The sequence below is a fragment of the Microbacterium sp. W4I20 genome (assembly GCF_030816505.1).
Lineage (GTDB): Bacteria > Actinomycetota > Actinomycetes > Actinomycetales > Microbacteriaceae > Microbacterium.
The window spans coordinates 3,953,978-3,970,948 of sequence record NZ_JAUSYB010000001.1; the positions used below are offsets into that span (position 1 = coordinate 3,953,978).

The 16,971-nt window shown below is 68.1% G+C and carries 20 protein-coding genes; 9 read left to right on the forward strand and 11 right to left on the reverse strand.

Translation table 11 applies throughout. From position 1 onward, the window contains the following. The first annotated feature begins 138 nt into the window (after positions 1-138). On the forward strand, positions 139-579 hold the full coding sequence (locus QFZ21_RS19235) for a hypothetical protein (protein ID WP_307380741.1): 441 nt from the start codon (positions 139-141) through the stop codon (positions 577-579). Then, complete coding sequence (locus QFZ21_RS19240) at positions 576-2,120, forward strand: triacylglycerol lipase (protein ID WP_307380743.1); 1,545 nt, start codon at positions 576-578, stop codon at positions 2,118-2,120. Before QFZ21_RS19235 ends, QFZ21_RS19240 begins: the two co-directional genes overlap by 4 nt. A 174-nt stretch (positions 2,121-2,294) precedes the next feature. Here QFZ21_RS19240 and QFZ21_RS19245 read toward each other — a convergent pair whose 3' ends face one another. Further along, positions 2,295-3,236 carry a LysR family transcriptional regulator gene (locus QFZ21_RS19245; protein WP_307380745.1) on the reverse strand — a complete coding sequence of 314 codons (942 nt, stop codon included), beginning with the start codon at positions 3,234-3,236 and terminating at the stop codon, positions 2,295-2,297. Between the two features lie 72 nt (positions 3,237-3,308). Here QFZ21_RS19245 and QFZ21_RS19250 point away from each other — a divergent pair, with 72 nt between their 5' ends. Together QFZ21_RS19250 and QFZ21_RS19255 are read left to right on the forward strand one after the other, a co-directional pair. Next, the gene (locus QFZ21_RS19250) at positions 3,309-4,301 is read left to right on the forward strand and encodes a DUF1852 domain-containing protein (RefSeq protein ID WP_307380748.1); all 993 of its coding nucleotides are present in this window, start codon (positions 3,309-3,311) and stop codon (positions 4,299-4,301) included. Between the two features lie 19 nt (positions 4,302-4,320). Beyond that, the gene (locus tag QFZ21_RS19255) at positions 4,321-5,358 is read left to right on the forward strand and encodes a methionine synthase (protein ID WP_307380749.1); all 1,038 of its coding nucleotides are present in this window, start codon (positions 4,321-4,323) and stop codon (positions 5,356-5,358) included. Between the two features lie 36 nt (positions 5,359-5,394). On the opposite strand, the gene QFZ21_RS19260 is transcribed toward QFZ21_RS19255, so the two are convergent. Next, on the reverse strand, positions 5,395-5,718 hold the full coding sequence (locus QFZ21_RS19260) for a hypothetical protein (RefSeq protein ID WP_307380751.1): 324 nt from the start codon (positions 5,716-5,718) through the stop codon (positions 5,395-5,397). 90 nt (positions 5,719-5,808) lie between these two features. Between QFZ21_RS19260 and QFZ21_RS19265 the strand changes: the two genes are divergently transcribed. After that, positions 5,809-6,849, forward strand: coding sequence for a hypothetical protein (locus QFZ21_RS19265; protein WP_307380752.1), 1,041 nt, complete (start codon positions 5,809-5,811; stop codon positions 6,847-6,849). Here QFZ21_RS19265 and QFZ21_RS19270 read toward each other — a convergent pair. The 3 genes from QFZ21_RS19270 to QFZ21_RS19280 all read right to left on the reverse strand — a co-directional run bounded on the left by QFZ21_RS19270 (position 6,832) and on the right by QFZ21_RS19280 (position 11,249). Next, positions 6,832-8,001, reverse strand: coding sequence for a threonine/serine exporter ThrE family protein (locus tag QFZ21_RS19270; protein WP_307380753.1), 1,170 nt, complete (start codon positions 7,999-8,001; stop codon positions 6,832-6,834). The genes QFZ21_RS19265 and QFZ21_RS19270 overlap by 18 nt on opposite strands. Positions 8,002-8,311: 310 nt before the next feature. After that, positions 8,312-10,159: a S8 family peptidase gene (locus QFZ21_RS19275; protein WP_307380754.1), complete on the reverse strand. Its 1,848-nt coding sequence runs from the start codon at positions 10,157-10,159 to the stop codon at positions 8,312-8,314. A gap of 478 nt (positions 10,160-10,637) precedes the next feature. Continuing rightward, on the reverse strand, positions 10,638-11,249 hold the full coding sequence (locus tag QFZ21_RS19280; RefSeq protein ID WP_307380755.1) for a flavodoxin family protein: 612 nt from the start codon (positions 11,247-11,249) through the stop codon (positions 10,638-10,640). 118 nt (positions 11,250-11,367) lie between these two features. On the opposite strand from QFZ21_RS19280, the gene QFZ21_RS19285 reads away from it, so the two are divergent. After that, positions 11,368-11,571, forward strand: coding sequence for a hypothetical protein (locus QFZ21_RS19285; RefSeq protein WP_307380756.1), 204 nt, complete (start codon positions 11,368-11,370; stop codon positions 11,569-11,571). Between the two features lie 12 nt (positions 11,572-11,583). Here the strand turns inward: QFZ21_RS19285 and QFZ21_RS19290 are convergent, their stop codons facing one another. The 3 genes from QFZ21_RS19290 to QFZ21_RS19300 are packed head-to-tail and all read right to left on the reverse strand — an operon-like array spanning position 11,584 to position 13,004. Further along, positions 11,584-12,186 carry a GNAT family N-acetyltransferase gene (locus QFZ21_RS19290; RefSeq protein ID WP_307380757.1) on the reverse strand — a complete coding sequence of 201 codons (603 nt, stop codon included), beginning with the start codon at positions 12,184-12,186 and terminating at the stop codon, positions 11,584-11,586. Between the two features lie 28 nt (positions 12,187-12,214). Continuing rightward, positions 12,215-12,622 (reverse strand): ImmA/IrrE family metallo-endopeptidase, encoded by a 408-nt coding sequence (locus tag QFZ21_RS19295; protein WP_307380760.1) that lies wholly within the window; start codon positions 12,620-12,622, stop codon positions 12,215-12,217. Positions 12,623-12,626: 4 nt separating this feature from the next. Then, positions 12,627-13,004 (reverse strand): helix-turn-helix domain-containing protein, encoded by a 378-nt coding sequence (locus QFZ21_RS19300; RefSeq protein WP_307380763.1) that lies wholly within the window; start codon positions 13,002-13,004, stop codon positions 12,627-12,629. A gap of 94 nt (positions 13,005-13,098) precedes the next feature. Here QFZ21_RS19300 and QFZ21_RS19305 point away from each other — a divergent pair, with 94 nt between their 5' ends. The 3 genes from QFZ21_RS19305 to QFZ21_RS19315 are packed head-to-tail and all read left to right on the forward strand — an operon-like array spanning position 13,099 to position 14,696. Then, the gene (locus QFZ21_RS19305; protein WP_307380765.1) at positions 13,099-13,320 is read left to right on the forward strand and encodes a helix-turn-helix transcriptional regulator; all 222 of its coding nucleotides are present in this window, start codon (positions 13,099-13,101) and stop codon (positions 13,318-13,320) included. Positions 13,321-13,350: 30 nt separating this feature from the next. After that, positions 13,351-14,280, forward strand: a complete 930-nt coding sequence (locus tag QFZ21_RS19310) for an aldo/keto reductase family oxidoreductase (protein WP_307380767.1) — start codon at positions 13,351-13,353, stop codon at positions 14,278-14,280. Between the two features lie 38 nt (positions 14,281-14,318). Continuing rightward, a complete protein-coding gene (locus tag QFZ21_RS19315) occupies positions 14,319-14,696 on the forward strand; it encodes a PLD nuclease N-terminal domain-containing protein (RefSeq protein WP_307380769.1) in 378 nt (125 codons plus the stop codon). Here the strand turns inward: QFZ21_RS19315 and QFZ21_RS19320 are convergent. Genes QFZ21_RS19320 through QFZ21_RS19330 form a run of 3 tightly spaced genes read right to left on the reverse strand, consistent with a single transcriptional unit; the run spans position 14,693 to position 16,950 of the window. Then, the gene (locus QFZ21_RS19320) at positions 14,693-15,676 is read right to left on the reverse strand and encodes an epimerase (protein WP_307380770.1); all 984 of its coding nucleotides are present in this window, start codon (positions 15,674-15,676) and stop codon (positions 14,693-14,695) included. The two genes, QFZ21_RS19315 and QFZ21_RS19320, sit on opposite strands and share 4 nt — an antisense overlap. Then, positions 15,673-16,308: a DUF4166 domain-containing protein gene (locus tag QFZ21_RS19325; RefSeq protein WP_307380772.1), complete on the reverse strand. Its 636-nt coding sequence runs from the start codon at positions 16,306-16,308 to the stop codon at positions 15,673-15,675. Before QFZ21_RS19325 ends, QFZ21_RS19320 begins: the two co-directional genes overlap by 4 nt. Positions 16,309-16,344: 36 nt before the next feature. Beyond that, positions 16,345-16,950, reverse strand: a complete 606-nt coding sequence (locus QFZ21_RS19330) for a TetR/AcrR family transcriptional regulator (protein WP_307380774.1) — start codon at positions 16,948-16,950, stop codon at positions 16,345-16,347. Between the last annotated feature and the right edge of the window lie 21 nt (positions 16,951-16,971).

A 16,971-nucleotide genomic window follows, 5' to 3' on the forward strand; every position in this document is an offset into this window, starting at 1 on the left:
CGCGATTCGCTGGCTGAGAGGAGAAGCGTCGACGGGGCCAACGAGACGGCCTCGCTCGTGATGGCACCGGTCGGGCGCATCGATACACTGATCCTGCTTGCGCCAGGCTCCTGGCCTGCATGATCGCTGGGGGTGGGAATGGGCCAGACCAAACGTGGCTCCAAGGTCGTTGCGGGTATCGCGGGCAGCGTCATCCTCGTCGCCGTTGCTATTGGGGTTGCCGTGTGGCTGATCTCGCAACAGTCGTCGCCCACCGCAGAGCCAACGCCGAGCGCGACATCGACCCCTCCGAGCGCGGCCGAGGTCGAAGAGCTGGACAACCGCCTCGCCTCCGGTGAGCGCGAGAGTGTCGCGGCAGCCCTCGGCCTTCCACTCGACGACGCGACCGACGACATCGTCACGGGGTTCGCGGAACTCAAGGTCGAATGGGACACAGCAGTTGTCACCGAAGTGGCACCTGGTGCCTGGACGATACCGGCGTCCGTGACGCAACCCGACGGGACGACGTCCGAGTGGTCGGTCACCCTCGTCCGGTCCGACCTCGGACTCGTCTTCGTCGACTCCGAGGTCCTGTCATGAGGCTCAAGCGTTTGGCCGGCGCCGTGGTGTTGCTCGCCGTGGCTGCCATGCTCGTCGCGATTCCCGCACAAGCGAAAACTCTCGATTGCTCGGCGAACTTCTCCTTCGATAGGGACTGGAGTGCGTACGAGGGGAAGAACGTCGCGCTGGTCGTCCACGGCTGGACCGGCACCCCGATGCGGGAAACTGCGAGCCTCCTAGCGAGTGAGCTGCCTGCCTCGGAGTGGGTCGTGGACACCTTCTCCTACGAGAACGCGAACGGCGACTGGCCGGGCGAGGACTCGCAGGTCGCGGAGTGCCTACGAGCGACCCTCCTGCAGTATGCCGGCGCCACTGAACGCACCGGACCTTCGATCTACCTCGTGACTCATTCGATGGGCGGAATCGTGGCCCGCGTCGCGCTCAACCGTGGCAAGGATCCTCAGCTCGATGATCTCGTGGGCGGGGTCATCACCATCGACACCCCGCATCGCGGTTCTCCGTGGGGCGGATCAGACGTCGCAACGCTGGCTCAGTTCATCAAAGCCAACAGCGCGGGCGACGGGCTGCCCGCTGATCTGTGTCTCGCCCTTCATCACCCCGGCCCCTACCCGCCGGCGTGCGACTCCCCTCCGGCTGTGTCGACAGAGATTCCGATTCTTCAGGTCGCTGGCAGCGCGACTCTCGTCCGGACGTTCTTTCACATCAAGGTCGAGAAGTACGACCTGAACAGCGACGGCGTGGTCTGGATGGATTCCCAGGCGGGATATCGTAACTCCGTCGACAGCCCGCAGCCGCCTGCTGAGCAAGCATCGTCCTCCGTCGTTCGTTGCGAAGTCCTGTGGAAGGACACCCTCGGAAACGGGGTGGGGGGTGAGCTCGCGGGGTTCTCGCCCAGCGCCCTCGAAGCAATGCGGCTCGGGACGGCCGACATTGTGAAGCACCCACTCGCACTCCAGACCCTTTACGGGGTCATGATGGAGGCCCCGTGCGGGCACACCAAGATGACCACAAATCTGGAAGCCATCACCCGCGTGTCAGCGCAGCTGATGGAGTGGGCGAAGTCGAATGTCGACGGATGGCGCATCAGTGCTGACGGCATCGGGGCGCTCGAGGTCGGCAAGACCACGTGGGACGAAGTGTCTGCACTTCCCGGGTTCGAAGGGGACGCCAGCTACTGGGGTGAAGTCGGCTGCGTGACGGGAGGATGGTTCGGTGTGGGGGTGTCGCAGGATGGACTCGGGGTCCTCGTTGCTGGGCCCGAGGCTTCTCCTGGCGCGATTGACGTGGTGTCGCTCGGCTCCTACTTCCGCACGGGGAAGGCCGCCGACATCCCCGTATCCACCTCCGAGGGCATCCAGCTCGGAACGTCCGAAGCCGATGTCATACGCCTGCACCCCGAAGCTAAGGCCGTGACTCACCCTCTGAGCGAGGCAATCACCGACTACCAAGTCGAGGACGGGAACGGGCGGGCAATCGTCTTCGGAGTGGAGAACGCGGTCGTGACCTACATCACCGTCGGAAACGTCCCGGAGGTCTACGCCATCGAAGGCTGCGCCTAGTTCCCGTGCAACCCGTGGGCGCGCGTGTCGAGGGCCCGCTCGCAGGAGAACGCCGGCTCTTGCGCAAATACCGATCCCGGAGCACCTCGATAGGCGGGGCCCCTCGTTGACGGTCGTGCTCAGCCACTGCGCCCAAGTCCACCGGCTCGCGGTTTCCAGAGCAGAGAGCACCCTTCACCCCAGCAACGTCACACCGAACCCTGCAACCACCGCTCGCAGCTCGGCCAGGTAACGCTGCGCCTGCTCGGTGAGGGGGATTGCGGAGTGACCGATCCAGCCGATCTCGATGCGTTCGTCGGCGTCGAGCGGGATGGCGACGATCTCGGGATCGAGGTCGTCGCTGATGATGCCGGTCGAGATGGTGTATCCGTCGAGCCCGATCATGAGGTTGAAGATCGTCGCGCGGTCGGAGACACGGATCTCCCTGGCGCTCGACAGGGTGGAGAGGATCTCCTCGGCGAAGTAGAAGGAGTTGTTCGCGCCTTGGTCGAAGGTGAGCCGCGGCACGTCGGCGAGGTCGGCCAGGGTCACGCGGCTCCGTGAGGCGAGCGGGTTCTTGCGGGAGATGAAGATGTGCGGCTCGGCGACGAAGAGCGGCCGGAACGAGAGCCCGGAGTCCCGCAGCAGCTTGTCGATGACGTTCCGGTTGAAGTCGTTGCGGTAGAGGATCCCCAGCTCGCTGCGGAGCGTGCGGACATCCTCGATGATGTCCCACGTGCGGGTCTCCCGCAGCGAGAACTCGTACTCGGCCGCCGACGTCGCCTTCACCATGCGCACCAGTGCGTCGACCGCGAACGAGTAGTGCTGGGTCGACACCCCGAGCAGGCGTCGCGACGGCGGCCGGCCGAGATAGCGCTGCTCGAGCAGGGCGACCTGCTCCACGACCTGCCTGGCGTACCCCAGGAACTCCACGCCATCGGCAGTGAGCGTCACCCCGCGGGCGGAGCGGATCAGGAGGTCGCGCCCCACCCGGCTCTCGAGTTCCTTCATCGCCGCCGACATCGTGGGCTGCGCGACGTAGAGCAGATCGGCCGCCGCGCTGATCGATCCTTCCGCAGCGACCTCGATGTAATAGGTGAGCTGTTGCAAGGTGATGCCGCTCGATCGCTTGACCATAGCTTCACACTATGTCACCGCATAGCCGCAGCGCATTCTTCGATAGCAGTGCTCAGGCCGCACCATGGAGGCATGGCGCACGAATTCACCTTCCGCATCACGACCACGCGGTTCGACGAGAATTACTCGCCGTCGGCCGACTCCCGGATCACCACGAACTTCGCCAACCTCGCGCGGGGTGAGCACCGGCAGGAGAACCTCCGCAACGCCCTGACGATGATCGACCGACGGTTCAACGACCTGGCGGAGTGGGACAACCCGAACCGGGACCGCTACACGCTCGAGCTCGAGATCGTCTCCGTCGCGGTGCAGTTCGCTGCGGAAGGTGAGGACCAGGACTTCCCCCTGCTCGAGGTCCTCGACATCCAGATCGTCGACCGGCTCACCGGACGGCGCAGCCACGGGATCGTGGGGAACAACTTCTCGTCGTACGTCCGCGACTTCGACTTCAGCGTGCGGCTGCCGGCAGCCACCGAAGCAGCCGGCGGGTTCACCGTTCCCGACGACTTCGGCGATCTGCACGGCAAGCTCTTCCAGCACTTCCTCGACTCGGAGACGTACCGGGATCGCTTCACGCTGTCGCCCGTGATCTGCATCAGCGTCTCGACGAGCAAGACCTACCGTCGCACCGAGAACCACCACCCGATCCTCGGCGTCGAGTACGAGCAGAAGGATCCCTCGCTGACCGACGAGTACTTCGGGAAGATGGGGCTGACTGCTCGGTACTTCATGCCGCGCGGCAGCGTCGCGCCGCTGGCCTTCTACTTCCGCGGCGATCTGCTCGGCGACTACACGAACCTGCAGCTCATCGGCACGATCAGCACGATGGAGACGTTCCAGAAGATCTATCGTCCGGAGATCTACAACGCCAACTCGGCCGCCGCGAGCGTCTATCGGCCGACTCTCGACCAGCAGGACTACTCGGTGACGAAGATCGCCTACGACCGCGACGAACGCAGCCGGCTCGCGACCGAGCAGGGCAGGTTCGCGCACCAACACCTCATGAAGCCGCACGGCGACCTCCTCGAGCAGTGGGCCGCCGGCTCACTCGTTCCTGTCGGATGACCCACGGAGACCCCCGATCATGAACACGCTCCTCCCCACCTCCCTCGTCGGCAGCCTGCCGAAGCCGTCCTGGCTCGCCCCGCCCGAAACCCTCTGGTCCCCGTGGAAGCTCGAGGGCGACGCCCTGGTCGAGGGCACGCAGGATGCGCTGCGCATCGCCGTCCACGAGCAGCAGCACGCGGGCATCGACATCATCAGCGACGGCGAGCAGACCCGCCAGCACTTCGTCACGACGTTCATCGAGCACCTGTCCGGCGTCGACTTCGACCAGCGGGAAACCGTCCGGATCCGCGATCGATACGACGCCAGCGTGCCGACCGTCGTCGGTGCTGTGAGCCGCGACACACCCGTGTTCGTCGAAGACGCGAAGTTCCTCCGCCAGCAGACCGATCAGCCGATCAAATGGGCCCTGCCCGGCCCGATGACGATGATCGACACCCTCTACGATCGCCACTACCAGAGCCGCGAGAAGCTGGCGTGGGAGTTCGCGACGATCCTCAACCAGGAGGCGAGGGAACTCGAGGCGGCCGGGGTCGACATCATCCAGTTCGACGAGCCGGCCTTCAACGTGTTCTTCGACGATGTGCAGGACTGGGGCGTCGCGGCGCTCGAAAGGGCGGCCGAAGGGCTGCGCGCGGAGACCGTGGTGCACATCTGTTACGGCTACGGCATCAAGGCGAACACCGACTGGAAGGCGACCCTCGGAGCCGAGTGGCGGCAGTACGAGAAGTCGTTCCCGCTGCTGCAGCGCTCGAGCATCGACACCGTCTCGCTGGAGAGTCACCACTCCCACGTGCCGCTGGAACTCATCGAGCTCATCCGGGGCAAGAAGGTCATGCTCGGAGCCATCGACGTCGCAAGTCACGCGATCGAGACCCCGGAGGAGGTCGCCGACACCCTCCGGAACGCGCTCCGGTTCGTCGACGCGGACAAGCTGATCCCGAGCACGAACTGCGGTATGGCACCGCTGCCTCGTGACGTGTCGAGACAGAAACTGCGTGCGCTCAGCGCCGGTGCGGCTCTCCTGCGGGAAGAACTCGGCGGCACAGCGAGCTGAACATCCGGGGCGAGCCCGGTGCGATCGGATGCCGAGTCACACCAGCTCGTAGGGATCGTTCACGCGACCGGTGTGTCCCCAGTCGACGTCGAACTGTCCGCCCCACGGCGAGAGTTCGTCTCCGGTGTCCCGGGGGTCGTACTGCACGGCGGCGGTCGAAACGACCACGCGCGAGCGCGGGGTGATCAGTACTCGCAGACGACGGTTCCCGACCACCACGAAATCGACGAATGCCGCCGGCCCGTTCGCCGCCTCGGCGATCTGCTCCAGCAACTCGTCGAGATCCTGCTCCTGCGCGAGGAGGGCGGTCACGCCGTCGATCAGGATCTCGGTCCTCTCCATGGTCTTGATATCGCTCATCCCGGCACGATACCGCGTCCCTCGCAGGGGCCAACGGGGTTGCATCGACCCCCTCCGATCTGCAAGGCGGCGCATCCTAGGATTGCCTGGATGACCGACATCGAGACCCCACCGGCTGTGCGCGCCCCGACCTGGCGGCGACTGGTACTCAGCCCTCTCACCTGGGGTTCAGCGCTGCTGGCGGTGGCGATCATCGCGACTCTCGCGGGCGACGATCTGAGCTTCTTCCCGTTCCTGCTCATGCTGATCGGCGGCTGGTGCTTCGGCTTCTCGTTCGTGAACGCCGCGCTGGAGATGCGGCCTCCGCGCAACGGATTGATCCTGCACATCGCCGTCGCCGTCCTCGTGGCGGCAGTGCTGATCCTCGTCGTCGAGTTCGGCCGGGACGCGATGGCTTCTCTCCCGGAGCCGGTGCGGGGCGTCATCGTCGTCCTCCAGATGGCGGCGATTCCGGCGGCAGGGTGGATCTGGCTCGGACTCCTCGCGCGCATCAGTGACGGGTTCACCCGTCGGAACACGAAGAAGCGACCCTCGCCGGTACCGCCCGAGTGGGTGAAGGAAGCGAATGCCGACGGCTCAGCCGTGCGCTTTCCGGCGATACCGATCCGTGTGCGCTCCCTCCGCACCGCGATCATCGTGATCGTCGGGGTAGCAGGCAGCGGCACGACGCTGCTGCTGATCGCCCTCGACGACATCGCGATGCGCCTGGGCCCGCGTCTGCTGGTCATCGCCGTCGGCCTGCTGGTCGCTCTGCCGGTATACCTGGTGTTCACCGCGGTGCTGCGTCGGCGCACCACGTCGTGCACAGTCGCCTTCGGCAACGACGAACTGCGCGTGCGCGTGGGGGATGAGCAGCGGGCGATCCCGTTCCGTGAGCTCGAGTTCCTGCTCTGGCGCACCGGCAGCGAGTACGCCCGCATCGAAGTCCGCGGGGCGGGCGTCGACATGACCCTCGTCGCTGGGCTCGCCAAACCGCCGAGCGGGTTCACCGCCGAGCTGCCGCCGTTGCCCCGTCGGGTGTTCCGCCGGTTCGAGCTCGCCGGACTGACGCTGCAGAAGTCGCGGCGGCGCGAGGTCGTGACGTTCCGCCGCGGGGCAGGCCCGGCCGCGGTCTCAGCGCCGCGCGCGTGACCGGGCGCGGGTGACACCCTCGACTGTCGCGCGCACGGGGGTGCCGAGGTACAGGCCCAGCGATGCGCCCGAGGCGAGTCCGACTCCGATCACCGCGGCGTAGCTGAGGGAACTCCCCGCATCGATCACGTCGGCGGCGCCGCCACCGCTGTGCACCATCTCGAGCAGCCCCTGGAACACCGCGACACCCGGCACGAGCGGCACGATGGCAGCCGTCGTCACGGCCACCGACGGAACGTGCAGGTTGTGCGCGATCAGTACGCCGATGAAGCTCGCGAGGAGTGCGCCGAGTGCGCTCGCCGCCGCCGGATGCAGGTTCAGCGCCGAGGCGAGTGTGTAGCCGCCGATCGTGATCGCGCTGAGCAGCGCACTCACCAGGATGATCCCGCTTCCGGCACCGTTGAACACGGCCACGGCCACGGCGATGATGGCCGCTCCAGCGAACACGCCGGGCAGCGGACCGAACGGCGCCGGGTCGACCGGCAGCTCCATCGTGAACCCGAGCACCGTGCCCAGCTCGAGCCCGACGAGGATGCCGATGACGACGCCCAGCGTCTGCATCGTGAGATCGAGGATGCGGCCGCCTGCGGTGAGGGCGAACCCGTCGATCGCGTCCTGCGCCGCCCCGACCACGGTGAGACCGGCGAGCATCAGCACGATGCCGGAGGCGACGATGATCGACGGACGGATGCCGACGAACGGTTCGATCCCCGCGGCCCCGAGCGCCGACACCGCCACCGCGACGACCGTCGTGACGAACCCGCCGGCGATCTGGCTGAAGAACAGCGGGACCCGCAGTCGGGCGAGCGCGGCCTGGGTGATCGCCGCGCAGAGAGCGGCGATGAAGGTCAGCCCCACGATGATCGGTGAGGCTCCGAGGAGGATGCTGACGCCGACGGCGAGCAGAGCGCGCGCGACGACGACCACCGACTGCTGATAGCGGAACGGCATCCGGCGGATCACTCGGAATGCCGTGCGTGCCGACGCGAGATCCATGCCCCCTCGGATGTCGGAGACGAGGGCCTGCATGCGCTGGAGCTTGGCGTGGTCCGGCGCGGCGACGCGCACCACCCGGACGAGCGTCTCCGGCCAGGCCTCGCCGCTGAGGTGGAACGAGACCGTGATCGAGTTGTAGGTGACGTCGACCTGCACGTCTTTCAGCCCGTAGGGCGTCGCATACGCGGGTGATCGCGAGGGTCACCTCGTGCGCCGATGCCCCGACCGCGAACATGGACTCCCCGATGCGCGTCGAGAGGTCGAGCACCCGGGGGACAGTGCCCTCGTCGATCACGGGGAGGGCCTGGGTCGGCGCGACGGAGGAGGGGTCCGTATGAACGATCCGGCGCACGGAGGCGAGCAGCCGCCGGGAGGGTTTCGGGGACATGCTCCCATTCTCTCCCGGACGACGAGCGGATGCCGCGAGGGTGCGCCCCGCGGCATCCGCCCTTTCTGCCCTTTCTGACTACTTCACGGTCGCGGTGTACGCTCCCGAGCCGGAGTCGGACTTGACGACGATCCGGTACGAACCGGCCGCCGCGTTGTACGTGAACTTCTCATCCGGTCCGTTCGATACGCCCTGCGCCACGGTCATCCAGCCGAGGAAGGAGTAGTTCCTCTGCAGGTAGACGTCGAAGTCGGCGCCGGTCGGACCGTCGAGGCACACCTCGACCGCGCCGGCGGCCCGGGTGAAGGCCGCCGAAGTGGCCTGTGCCCTGACGGCGAGCGTGCCGCTGCTGGCCGTGGTACCCGTGCAGGTGCTCGGGTTCGGGTTCGGGTTCGTGCCGCCGCCCGTGACCGTCAGGGTGAAGGTCGCGGTGTCGGAGGTGACCGGGGTACCCGCGTCACGGACCGTCACGGTGACCGTCGAGGTGGCCGCCGCCGTCGGGGTGCCCGAGATCGCGCCGGTGGAGGCGTTGATCGCAAGGCCCGCCGGCAGGCCGGTCGCCGTGAAGGTGTACGGCGCCGTTCCGCCCGTCGCACTGGCCGCCACGGTGACGGGCTGTCCGACGGTGCCGGTCTTGTTGCCGATCGCAGCGAGGTCGACCGAGGTCGGCGTGGGCGTGGTGGTGCCGTTGAGGAAGCCCGTGTACAGCAGGCGGTTCGGCGACGCGGCGTCGAGCCCCGTCACCTTGCCCGGGGTGGAGTTGTCGACGATCGCCGCGTGCACCTGCGCCGGTGTTGCCGACGGGTTCTCGCCGAGGTACAGCGCGGTCGCGCCGGCCACCTGAGGTGAGGCCATCGACGTTCCCGTCGCTGACGCCGAAGCGGTGTCACCGGTGAACCACGACGACAGTATGTCGGAGCCGGGAGCCCACACGTCGAGGCAGCTGCCCCAGCTGCTCGTGGTGGCCTTGCCATCGGTGCGCGTCGTGTTGCCGACCGTGATCGTCTCGGGGACGAGTTGCGGGCTGTACCGGCAGGCGTTGTCGTTGCTGTTACCGGCGGCCGACACCCAGGTGATCCCCTTCGCGACGACGTTCTTGACGGCGGCGTCGATCGACGGGATCGAGCACGCGGTGCGGCATCCCACGCTGTAATTGACCGTCGCCGGCTTCTGGGCGTTCTCGGCGACCCACTCGATGCCCGAGAGAAGGGTCGTGCTCAGCGCGCTGCCCCTGCAGTCGAGCACGCGTACCGGGTACACCGTGGCCTTCTTGGCAATGCCGTAGGTCGACCCGACCGCGGTTCCGGCGACGTGCGTGCCGTGTCCGTTGCAGTCGCTGGCGTCACCGCCCGGCGTCTGCGCGTCGAAGCCGGGGCGCAGGCGGCCGGCGAACTCCGAGTGGGTGAGGCGGATGCCGGTGTCGACGATGTACACGTTGACGCCTGCGCCCGCGGAGTCGGGGTACTTGAAGCTGCGGTCCAGTGGCAGGTCGCGCTGGTCGACGCGATCCGTGCCCCAGCTGGGCGGGTTCGTCTGCTCGCCGATCGCGTACACGCGCTGCGCCTGTTCGACGTGGTCGACCCTGGCATCGGCGGCGATCGCGAGGGCCTGATCCTCGCTGAGTTTGGCCGAGTACCCGTCGATGACGGTGTTGAAGACGTCGAGGATCTCGCCGCCCACCGCGTCGGAAAGGGCGGACGCGATGTCGTCGGCGGCGCCGATGCCCGCCTGCGGCTTGAGGACGACGAGGTATTCGCCTTCGACCGCCGCAGCGGAGCCGGCACCGACGATCTCGGGAGCATCCGGGGAATCGGTCGTCGCTCCGGCGAACGTCGGCGTCAGGGCGAGCGTGAGACAGGTGAGGACCGCCGCCGTCGCGGCGAGTCCTCTCGGCGCGACTCTGCGCCTGGGGGTGTCAGTGAACAAGGGGTGTTCCTCTCTCTGGGGTGAGAGGGCGTCGCGGTGACGCCCCTCGCTGACGGGAGGGTCAGCGAGCGGTCCGCCCTGGGGAGCGGACACGTTCGGGGTCGGTGCCGCGCGCGCGAGCGACGCGGGCAACCGAGGGCGCTTCGTCAGAAGCGAAGGCGCGCTCTGACGGGCAGGATCAGGTCCGGTGGCGAATCGTGGTCGGGCCGACCAGATGGTCGATTCTTCCTTCATGTCGGGAACGCCGCTGGGGTGGCGTTCCGATGCTGGTCAGGGAGGTGAGCGCTTCGCGACTGAACCTAAGGGGGTCGCTCAGACAGCGTCAACCCCACCATTTGGGGGGTGCGCTGAGCCGAAAGTCAGCCCTGGAGAGGAAGGCCGTCGCGAGATCCCCGGAATTTCAAGGCTCTGAGCGCGATCTCAGACCACGACAGGCATCCCGCATTGATGGACTGCAACCAATATATTCCGTGGAGGTCTACTCGACGGGGTATTCGCGGTCCCGCAGGACGCGCGCGAGATGAGCGGCGTTGCGGGCCGCGGTCTTCGTCGCGGAGGCGACTTCTTCAGGGATCTCGTCGAGATCCTTGTAGTCGGTCGTGTGCATCGCCTCGCCGTTCCAGTAGACCGAGGACTGCGAGGGGATCGTGTATCCGACGTCGTCGAGGGACTGGAACAGAATTGCCGCGATGTGGTGCGCACCGTCCTCGTTACCCACGATGCCCGCGATGGCCACCTTGTCGAGCAGCGTCAGTCGGCCACGGGCGTCCGTCTCGCTGAGCTCGGCGTCGAGACGTTCGAGCACCCGCTGCGCGACACTCGAGTGCTGGCCCATCCAGGTCGGCGTGACGAAGACCAGGATGTCGGCATCCAGGATCCGACGCCGCAGACTCGGCCATTCGTCGTCCCCGCCCATGTCCTTCTCGACGCCCGGGCTGACGACGTGGTCGACCACGCGCACCACGTCTCCGGTCACGCCGTGAGCCGCGAGAGCGGCGAGCAGCTGCGACGCGAGAAGGTCGGAGCTCGATTCGGCGGGGGAGGGCTTCAGGGTGCAGGAGACGGCGATCGCGGTCAGCGGAGCGTTCATGGGGCGAGAGAACCACATCGCGGCCGGGCCCGGGAGGGGGTTTCCCTCTGAGGCGGGCTGCGCTAGCGGGCAGCCGCGACCGGTACGCTAGAGAGCGGCCGCTACGACAGGAGTTCCCGTGATCCTCAGCTTCATCTTCTTCCTGGTCCTCTTCCTCGGAGGCATCTGGATGATGGCTCTCGCGCAGTCGCTCGAGGACTTCCAGGCCATCGTCTTCATTGCGGGCCTGCTCATCACGAGCCTCTCGCTGGCTTTCGTGATGCGCCAGCGCGGCTCTGCCACGCGCCGACACGACAACTGGTCGGGCAGCCCCACCGAGTGATCTCGGGCGGCCTCAGCGCCGCCGTTCCAATCGCGACTCCAGGTTCGCCTTGACGGCCGGCCACTCCGGCTCGATGATCGAGTACTCCACGCTGTCGCGCAGCGCGCCGTTGCGGTAGCGGCTCATCGCACGCATCACGCCGTCCTGCTTCGCCCCGAGCCGCTCGATCGCCGTGCGGGATTGGAAGTTCACCCACTGCGTGGTGAGACCGACGCGGAAGACGCCAAGAGTCTCGAAGGCGTGCCGGAGCAGCAGCAGCTTCGATTCCGCATTCGTCCCGGTGCCGTGCGCCGACGGGCGGTTCCAGGTGTAGCCGATGTGCAGTCTCGGCACGTCGGCGACGATGTCGTAGTACGAGGTCAGCCCGAGGATTCGGCCGGTCGCATCGAACGCCGTGAACGGCACCATCTCGCCCTTGTCGATCAGGGCGATGCGACGTGCGACCTCGGCGGCGACGCCGTCGGGCGCGGGGACCGAGGTGTACCACGCGGTCTTCCACAGGTCGCCCTCCTCGACGGCGTCGATGAGCCCATCGACGTGGGCGGGTTCGAGCGGTCGGAGCTCGACGAGCTCGCCGGTGAGCGTGACGGGAGCGGGCGACGCGAGAAAGGCCATCCCGTTATTCAACCAGGGCGCGATGACGTCACGCGGCGGTGGACCGGAGCAGCGTCTCCCCGGTCCTGCGGAGGCGACGCTGATACGCGAGCACGAGTTCGATGGTGACGTCGAGCTCGAACGCGAGACTCGCCAGATGCGGCCCCCGGGCCTCCTCTGCCTCGGCGTAGGCGCGAGGCGTGATCAGCCGGCACGCCGCCCACTCGTCGGCCTGTCGTTCCTGCTGTGCCCTGATCCGCGCATCGTCTGTCGGGAGATGGCCGAGCACGGCATGGCCGAGTTCGTGGGCGAGCACACTGCGCGTGGTCCGAGCGCTCATGCCGGGGTTGAGGCGGATGGTGCGGGAGGACGGTTCAAAGCCGCCGCGGGTCGGTCCGAAGCGCTCCACGACGCGCACGCCGTGCTCCTCTGCGAGGCGGAGGAGCGGGTGCATCATGGCTCTATTCGTAGAGGTCGTCGGTGTCGGCGTCGTGCCGGAGGCGCGAGTCGAAGGCGACCTCGGGGATATCCTCGCGTGTGCCGGAGACATTCGGGGTGCGTCGGAGCACGCTGATGCGCGCGGAGCGCTCGCCGTCGTCGGCGTGCAGCCGTTCTTCCGCTCGGGCCAGGAGCACGTGCGGCTCGACGCCCAGTGCCGCGCAGATCGAATAGACCACCGGTACGGGGATGGCCCGTTTGCCCGTGACGTAGTTGTCCAGAGCGCTGCGGGCGGTACCGATGGTGCGGGCCATGGCGGCGATGCTGCTTCTCGAGGCGGCGATCTCCGCACGCAGCTGCCGGCCGACGGCGTCGTTGAAATGCTCGGCGGGTGTCTTCACGCGGCTCACCATAGCATCGCCCTGAAGCCAGAATGCCGTCATATTGGCTCATCTGCGGCTTGAATGCCTCCAGGGGAGGAGCTAGTGTCGACGCATGAGGTCGAAAGAAGGTCATTTGGTGGCCTCGGCCGTCGAAGGAGAGCTGCAGCGGGTGGAACGCTCGGTCGCGTGGCTGGCGGAACACACCGGCATCGATCCGGCCGCGCTGTCGTCGATGCTGCAGGAGCGCGAGGACTTCACCATGGTGGATCTCGCGAATATCGCCGCCGCCCTGGACGTGCCCGTCGCCGCACTGACGCCGAGCAGGCAGCCCTAACCTCCCTGGCGGCGCGGTAGCGTGAGGCGTATGAAGACCGTCCCCTTCGGATCCGCCACCGCCCCCGCCGTCATCGCCGGAATGATGCGCATCGACGACAAGGACGACGCGCACATCCGCGACCTCTACGCCGCCGCGCGCACGGCGGACATCGACTTCTTCGACCACGCCGACATCTACGGCGGGAGCATGCACTTCTGCGAGGCCCGTTTCGCCGACGCGCTCCGGCTGAGCGCCTCAGAGCGCGACGAGATCGTGCTGCAGACGAAGTGCGGCATCGTGCCGTCGGAGGGCATGTTCGACTTCTCGTACGAGCACATCGTCGCCCAGGTCGAGGGCTCTCTCGCGGCCCTGCGGACCGATCGGATCGACGTGCTCCTGCTGCACCGCCCCGATGCGCTGGTCGAGCCCGAGGAGGTCGCCCGCGCGTTCGACGAGCTCGAGGCCGCCGGCAAGGTCAGGGCTTTCGGCGTCTCCAACCACACCCCGCGGCAGATCGACCTCCTGCGCACGGCCGTCCGGCAGCCGCTGGTCGCCAATCAGCTGCAGCTGTCGATCACACACGCGCCGATCATCGCGCAGCCGGTCGCCGCCAACATGGCGGGGAGTGAGCAGAGCGTCGTCCGCGATGGCGGCGGCATCGTGGAGTACTGCCGGATCAACGGCATCACCGTGCAGGCCTGGTCGCCGTTCCAGGGCGGATTCTTCACCGGCGTCTTCCTCGGCAACCCCGAGTACGCCGAGCTCAACACGGTGCTCGATCGGCTCGCGTCGTCCTATGGCGTCACCCCGATCGCGATCGCGACGGCCTGGATCACCCGGCATCCGGCCCATATGCAGGTCGTCCTCGGCACGACGACACCGGAGCGCGTGCGGGACGCGGCGGCGGGAGCCGACATCGAGCTGACGCGGGCGGAGTGGTACGAGCTGTTCCGCGCCGCCGGGCACCTGCTGCCGTAGGCTGTCCGTCCCCGCCCGGCGTCGTCTACCCTGAAGTCATGCCGTTCCTCTCGTTCCTCGTCATCGCCCTGATGATCGGCGCGCTGATCGACCTGATCACCCGCGACCAGTCGCAGGTGAAGCACCTTCCGAAGATGGCGTGGATCGTGATCGTGATCCTGCTCCCGTTGATCGGCAGCATCCTGTGGTTCGCGATCGGACGCGAGTACGGCGAGGCGGGCATTCCCATGCCGCGGATGCGGCGCGCGGAGCGCCCCGTCGGCATGGTCGACACGCGGCCGACTCCGCCGGCGGACGTGCGCACCACCGAGCAGCAGATCGCCGACCTCGACCGTGAGATCGAGGAGTGGCGGCTCCGGGAGGAACTCGAGCGGCGACGCCGCGACGGAGAGTCTCCGGCGGGATCGACCGCCTAGCGCGAGAGAGGCCGGCCGTCGATCGGCCCGGCGAACGATTCGCGGAGGGCGCCCTCCAAGGTCGGGTGGCGGAACTCGAATCCGGCGGCGGTGAGCTTCTCCGGCAGCACCCATCGGCTCTTCAGGATCAGCTCGGTCTCGGTGCGCATGCCGATGGCGCCGATCTCCAGCATCCACCGCGGCATCGGCGCGCCGATACGCACTCCCAGCACCCGGCGGACCGTCGCCATGAACTCGACGTTGTCGACGGGGTTCGGTGCTGCGGCGTTGACCGGCCCGTCCAGCTCCGGCGTCTGTTCGAGGAAGTCGATGATGCGCGCGACGTCGTCGATGTGCACCCAGCTGAACCGCTGACGACCGTGACGAGCGCCGGGGAGATGCGCGGTTCCTGCGGCGCGGCGAGCCTTGCTGACCGGCCAGCGCCCGTCGTACTGCGGGCCGCCCAGCCCGAGGCGGGCGAGGCCGCGCACCGGTCCGAGCACGCCGCCGTCACCGAGGACGATGGCGCTGCGGAGGGCGACCCGGCGGGTGGCTGGGAGGTCGTCGGCGAACAGTGCGGCTTCCCACGCCCGGGCGACCTCGACCGAGAATCCGGTACCGATCTCTCCCGTGGACTCGGTCATCGGACGATCCTCCGCGTGCCGGTAGATCGTGGCGGTCGACGAGTTCACCCACAGCGCGGGGGGAGCGGCAGCATTCGCGATGGCGGTGCTCAGTGACGCCGTGGTCTCGAGGCGCGAGCGGAAGATCTCCGCGCGGTTCTCCGGCGTGTAGCGGCAGTTCACGCTCTTTCCCGCCAGGCCGATCACGAGGGATGCGCCGTCGACGGCGCCGTCGATCCCGGACTGATCTCCCCAGCGGAGGTCGGCGCCCGACCGGGAGATCGTGATCACCTTGCGCCCTGCCGTGCGCAGCCGCGACTGCAGGAACTGCCCCATGAATCCGGTGGAGCCTCCGATCACGACGCGCCCTGCACTCATCCGATGCTCTCCTTCTCGTCGAACGGCTCGATGCGGTAGCGGAAGTCGCCGCGATACTCGTACACGCGGCCGAGGATCGGAGCGTCGATGGTGAGCGCCACCTGCTGCCGATCCTGGGCGTCGTCGAATCGTTCGGTGAGGCGCACGACCGGGCACAGCAGGCGGGGAAGACGCACGCGCAGGCGGCCGAGGCGGAACCCGACGGCCCGGCTGGTAAGTCGCACCGCTCCCTCGTCGACGTCGATGTCGAAGCACGCGGCGATGAGGCCCGGTTCGCCGAGCTCATCGACCAGCCGGCCGCGCCGGGTGAGGGTGACCGCGTCGTGCATCGTCCAGGGGCCACGGGGGAGATGGAACGTGCGCTCCCCGATCGCGCGGGACGCGATCGTGCGGTTCTCCACGCGGAACGGGACCTCCCGCTCCCAGCAGGCAGGGACCACTCCGCGCCGCTCCAGCACACGGAGGATCGGCCAGAGCCAGCGCCGCGGCGTTCCCACGCGATGGAAGACCCCGTCGCCGATGCCGACCGAGCCCTCGGGGATGGCGCGGAAATACGACTGCAGTCGTGGGTGCAGGTCGTGGATCCGCTCGCCGAGCGCCGCAGCGTAGGGGGATTGCGGCTCGGGCGTCACCCTTCGAGCGTAGTCCGCCGCACCGCGCTGGCCGTGTCAGCCGACGGGCCGGAGCAGTCGGTCGAGGAGCGCCAGGGCCTCGTGCTGCGGGGCGCTGTCGTCCAGCAGCCACTGGGTCTGGAGACCGTCGGATGCCGCAACGACGAGAGCCGCGACGGCGTCGGGGTCGACGTCGGTGCGGATGCGGCCGCTCGTCTGCTGCTGCCGCACGGCGTCGGCGATCCCGGCGCGGATCTCGGCGAACCGGACCGTGGCGAACTCGCGCGCCGCCGGGTGGCCGTCTTCCAGCGCCGAGGCGACGAGGGTCGAGTACAGCTGCACGAGACCGGGCACCGCCCGGTTGGTGCGGGCGGAGGCGATCATCCGCTCGACGGGCGTCGCGTCGTCGAGCTGGGACTCCGGTCGGTGCCGCGGGGCGTTGCTCTCTGCGTAGACGGCGATGAGCAGTTCCTCGAGCGAGCCGAAGTAGTGCGTGAGGGCGGCATGGGTGACCCCCACCTCGCGGGCGATCGCGCGGAGGCTGGTCCGGTCGGCGCCGCGCGCGGCGAAGACCTCGATGGCGCGGTCGAGGATCTCCTGGCGGCGCGCGATGCCCTTGGCGTACGCGCCGCGCTGACGGGGCCGCTCTTCGTCTTCGGGCATGTCCGGAGTCTAGCGAATGAA